The following is a 4,583-nucleotide window of genomic DNA, read 5'->3' on the forward strand; positions in this document are numbered from 1 at the left end:
GCCAGGTCCCGGCAGGTGCGCAGCGGCGTGGTGACCCGGATCCCGCCCAGCTCGGTGACGGCGGCCGGTGGCATCGCGCCGTAGCGGTAGACCCGTCCCGCGCGGGACCGACGGGTGGCCGGAAGCCAGATCTCGGGCGGCGCATCGGTCGGAGCCGAGTCGTCACCCCACAGCAGGGCGGCGCTGCGCCCGCGCAGGACCCCCTCGGGCCAGCTCCGGGCCAACGCCACGCTCCGTAGCCGGAGGTCGTCGACCTGGTCGTCCCGACGGTAGTGCCCGTGCCAGATCCGGACGTAGCGACCGCGGTCCCGTGGATCGGGCACTGCCGCGGCCAGTTCGGCTGTGGTCAACGGGCCCGGCGGCAGCCCCGCCGGGTCCGGCGGGGTTGAGGTGCGCGGTTCCCGCGAGCTCGAGGTCTGCACTCGGATCGGGGCTGGTGATCTCATGCCTCCCACTGTGCGGCACGTGGCCGGCCGACCAGGACCGACGAGCGCCTTCACCGACCCCCGCTGTGGACAGGTCGACCCTGTGGATGACGGACGGATCCAGGCACGTGAACGGGTCGGCCCGGTTCTCAGACGCGGTCGTGCAGGGTGACGTGATATCCATCGGGGTCGGCAAAGGTGAATGTGCGACCGAACGGGCCGTCGACCGGTTCGGAGACGATGGTCCGGCCGTCCGCGGCGAGGGCGTCGTGGACGGCGTCGACATCGGTGGCGTGGATCCAGATCGCCACACCGAGGCCCGGTTGATCGACTGAAGCGAGATCGGTGCCGGGAACGATCTCCCTGAGCGCGAAAGCGATCGGCTCGGTCTGGAAGACGACGGCGTGTGGCGGTCCGGCCGGTGAGCGTACGAGCCCCAGATAGCGCTCGTAGAACGCCTGGGAACCGGCAAGGTCGCGCACCTGGAAGGAGATGAAGTCGGGGCCGGTGGCGGGCATGGAGGGTCCCCTGTCGACTGTGTCAGTTATCTGACACGGCCAATCTATGTCAGAATACTGACATGAGTCAAGACGATGAGGGGGTCGATCTCGGGTCGTCGCTCGGTCACCTGCTGAAACAGGCGTCGACCGCCCTCCGCAGAGCGATGGAAGAAGCCCTCCGCCCCCTCGGACTGAGCGTGACGCAGTACGCGTGCCTCGAGCTCCTGGCGCAGCGCCCGGGATTGTCGAACTCGGAACTCGCGCGGGGGGCGTTCGTCACCAGGCAGTCGATGAGCGTGGTGCTTCACACGCTGGAACGCCAGGGATACGTCGCCCGTCCGGCCGAAGCACCTGTAGGTAAGGTGCTGCCCACCCGGCTCACCTCCAGTGGACGTCTCGAACTCCGGGCGGCGACGGCGGCGGTCCGATCCGTCGAGGTCAGGATGCTGGCCGGCATGACCGAGGACGAACAGACCGAGGCGTTCCGCGCGCTGCAGCGGATGGTCCGGTCCCTGAGCGACGCGGGCGACGACTCATAGCCGTACCGGATGAACCGCCGTCCGCTCCAGCCGGTCCTCCCTACACCCGTACAACCGCGCCCCTACACCCCGTACAGCCGCGCCCAGTTCTCCCGCGTGGTGAGGCGGGCCTGCGCCTCGCGCCACCGCGCCTGGGCCGCGGGGGCCTCGCGGACGAACCGCGCGAGCAGGGAGGCCAGGCGCTTCTGCAGTTCCGTGACCCGCTGCGGGTCGACCTTGCGGTGGTGGACCCCGGTCTGCGAGGCGTCGGTCACGTAGACCTCGTCGAAGAGCGAGACGTGCCACCAGGCCGCGTCCTCGTAGGGGACGGCCACGGCGCCACGGCGCTGTCTGCCGAGCTTCTGCACGAGCAACCGCTTGGCCAGCACCTGGTCCTCGCGGTCCTCGCGCGGGATCCCCACCTTGCGCTCCACCCTGATCCCCGGGGGAAGGGCGTCGACGGCGAGCTTGGCCGTCTCGGGGTATCCCGCGCGTTCGGCACGGATCGCGGCCAGGGCGGCCTGCCCGCCATCACCGACGCCGAGGGCACCGTCGGGGCCGTCGAGGAACGCCTCGATCCCGCGCATGCGGGTGGCGGCGAGGCCGTACTGCATGGCCACGAGCGCCCGCAGGACACTCCGGCCCAGGTTCGTGGCCATCGCGCGCGGATCGATCCCCTGGCGGAGGGCGGCGGTGGTCAGCGAGTTGCGCATCGAGAAGAACTGACCGAAGTCGTCGCCGTCCTTCCAGTAGAAGTCGGCGTGCCACACGGCCGCCCCCTGCAGGGTGCAGGTGGGCATCCCGGCCTGTCGGCACCGCAACCCGTACTCGATGTCGTCCCACTGGAAGAAATACGGCAGGGGCAACCCGACCCTCTCCACCGCCTCCCCCGGCACCAAACAGGACCACCACGCGTTGTACTCGGCGTCCACCCGCCGCTCCTGCCGGTTCTCCACCACGGACTCGTCGCGCAGGGCGAACTCGTCCGCGTCCAGCCCGCCCTTGAGCTGATCGAGCTGCGTGCGCTCGGCCGAGACCAGCAGGTAGTCCGGGTTGAACAGATACAGCATCTGCGCGCCGACGAGCATCGGCTCGCGGGTGAGGGCCGCGAAGGCGAACAGCCGCAACACCGTCTCGGGCTCGACCCGGACGTCGTCGTCCATGAGCAGCACGTCCACCGGCCCGGTGGAACCGGGCGCGGTGGCCTCGAACATCCCGCGGCTGAACCCGCCGGCGCCGCCGAGATTGGGCTGGCGCAGGTAGTGCAGCCGCTCGCCGAACTCCCCGGCCGCGCGCCGGAACGCCTCCCGTGTCTCGACCAGGTCGGTCCCCTGATCCGTCACGTAGAGGTCGTCGATCAGCTCGGCCACCACCGGATCCGAGGCCAGCGAGTCGACGGTGGCGGCGCAGTCGTCCGCCCTGTTGAAGGTGCAGATGGCCACCGCCGCGCGGCGGGCCGGGCTCGTCGTCGTCACACCCCAGGTCACCTCGGACACGGTCGCCTCGGCGTCCACCGCGTGGAACTCCAGCCACATCGCGCCACCGTCGACGAACGTGTCCACCGGCACGTGCAACACCGCCATGCCGTCCCCCTGGTGGTGGAACACGTCCACGGTGCGCACGTGGGACCCGATGTCGGACGCGCGGACCAGGACGTCGAGGCGCCCCTCGGACTCCACCGCGACCCGCACGGTGAGGCTGGTGACCGTGGTCCAGCGCTGCCAGTAGGAGGCCTCGAACCGGCCGAAGTAGGTGTTGGTGTCGACGACGGCCCCGGCGTCCAGGTGCAGCTCGGCGCGCGTGCGGCGCACGACCCCCCGCACGATCCGCGAGTACAGGTCGTCGTTGACCCACCTGCGCGGGCCCGAGAACAGGGTGCGCTGCACCAGCAGGTCGCGCTCGTCGGGGGCGGAACCGGCGTCGGCACCTGCGGCTGTCACGGTGGTGGCGTCCATGTGGCGGGTGCTCCTGGGGAGTCGGGGCGGAGGTCGTCTCACTCCCGGGCGACTGCTGGCCCGGGCGCGCCGTCCAGGCTAACCCCGGCCGGGCGGTAACTCGGGAGGGCGGTCAGCGCACCCGGAAGATCACGGTCCGCTGGACGATGAAGTTGGTGACCGTCGCCACGCCCTGCGCGATGACGTAGCCGATCGTCGTGGCCCAGAACGTGCTCCAGCCCAGGTCGTGGAACCACGGCACCAGCAGCATGAACAGGCCCCACTGCACGCCGAACATCAGCGCGTACAGGCCCATCGTGGCGACGAAGCGGGCGCGGGAGGGCTCGGCCTGGAAGGTCCAGCGGCGGTTGAGCGAATACGCAGTGAGGGTGCCTGCCACGAAGGACAGCGCCTTGGCCGGCCCGTAGCCCAGGCCGAACAGCATCAACAGCTGCAGCAGTCCGTAGTCGACGACCGCCGAGAGGACGCCCGTGAGGAAGAAGCGGGTGACCTGGGTCCGGAAGTCCGTCGGCCGTGCCGGATCGGATTCGTGTCGGGCTTCGAGCGGGTCGACGGCCCCGCGCAGGGAGTCGAGGACGGAATCGTCCGGGATGTCCGCGCCGCCGGTAGGTGTACTCACCAGGACAGCGTAGGTCGCGGCCGCCCCGCACGAACACCGGCACGACGACTTGTGCTCGGCCCCCGGACATGCGATCGTCGTTCCATCGCGCGCCCACCAGCGCGCCTCTGGTCGAACAGACGGGCGGCACCTCCGCCGACAGCGTTCGATTCCGCGGGAGCGATCGGTTCCGGCCACCCCATCTCCGCACGGCGTCCACACCACCAGGTCCGCGCCACCCCCCGGGTGAGCCGACGTCGCCTCCGCACCGCATCGCCAGAAGGACTCGTCGGCACCGCCCGTGGCGGCCCGTCGTCGGTCCTTCCCCCGACGACCAGGAGGAATCCCGTGTCCCAGTACCGCAACCCGGCCCTCACCACGGCGCCGACCGTCTTCTCGTACACGCCGACGGGCCGGGCCGTCCCGACGTCGTCGCCGTTGCGCACGCCCGACCGACGCCCGGCGGCGCCGTCGTGCACACCCACCGGTCGGGTGGTCCTCTCGACGCCGACCACGCACGGCTCCGCCTGAGCAGACCGCCCCAGCGGACCGCCTGTAGCGGGCCCGCGCCGGGCCCGCTACAGGCG

5 protein-coding genes and 1 pseudogene are annotated in these 4,583 nt (G+C 71.0%); 2 read left to right on the top strand and 4 right to left on the bottom strand.

Annotated elements, in window-relative coordinates; all coding sequences use genetic code 11:
• Together G6031_RS06770 and G6031_RS06775 are read right to left on the bottom strand one after the other, a co-directional pair.
• Positions 1-446, bottom strand: a pseudogene (locus G6031_RS06770) (hypothetical protein); the annotation flags it as partial.
• A 128-nt stretch (positions 447-574) separates the two neighbouring features.
• On the bottom strand, positions 575-943 hold the full coding sequence (locus G6031_RS06775; protein ID WP_095717089.1) for a VOC family protein: 369 nt from the start codon (positions 941-943) through the stop codon (positions 575-577).
• Between the two features lie 62 nt (positions 944-1,005).
• On the opposite strand from G6031_RS06775, the gene G6031_RS06780 reads away from it, so the two are divergent.
• Positions 1,006-1,464, top strand: a complete 459-nt coding sequence (locus G6031_RS06780) for a MarR family transcriptional regulator (RefSeq protein WP_182652840.1) — start codon at positions 1,006-1,008, stop codon at positions 1,462-1,464.
• A 62-nt stretch (positions 1,465-1,526) separates the two neighbouring features.
• On the opposite strand, the gene G6031_RS06785 is transcribed toward G6031_RS06780, so the two are convergent.
• Together G6031_RS06785 and G6031_RS06790 are read right to left on the bottom strand one after the other, a co-directional pair.
• Complete coding sequence (locus tag G6031_RS06785; RefSeq protein WP_182652841.1) at positions 1,527-3,398, bottom strand: glycosyltransferase; 1,872 nt, start codon at positions 3,396-3,398, stop codon at positions 1,527-1,529.
• 112 nt (positions 3,399-3,510) lie between these two features.
• Positions 3,511-4,017 carry a GtrA family protein gene (locus tag G6031_RS06790; RefSeq protein ID WP_095717086.1) on the bottom strand — a complete coding sequence of 169 codons (507 nt, stop codon included), beginning with the start codon at positions 4,015-4,017 and terminating at the stop codon, positions 3,511-3,513.
• 327 nt (positions 4,018-4,344) lie between these two features.
• Between G6031_RS06790 and G6031_RS06795 the strand changes: the two genes are divergently transcribed.
• On the top strand, positions 4,345-4,527 hold the full coding sequence (locus G6031_RS06795) for a hypothetical protein (RefSeq protein ID WP_095717085.1): 183 nt from the start codon (positions 4,345-4,347) through the stop codon (positions 4,525-4,527).
• The last annotated feature ends 56 nt before the right edge of the window (positions 4,528-4,583 follow it).

This window comes from Dietzia sp. CQ4 (assembly GCF_014145125.1).
Taxonomy (GTDB): Bacteria; Actinomycetota; Actinomycetes; order Mycobacteriales; family Mycobacteriaceae; genus Dietzia; species Dietzia natronolimnaea.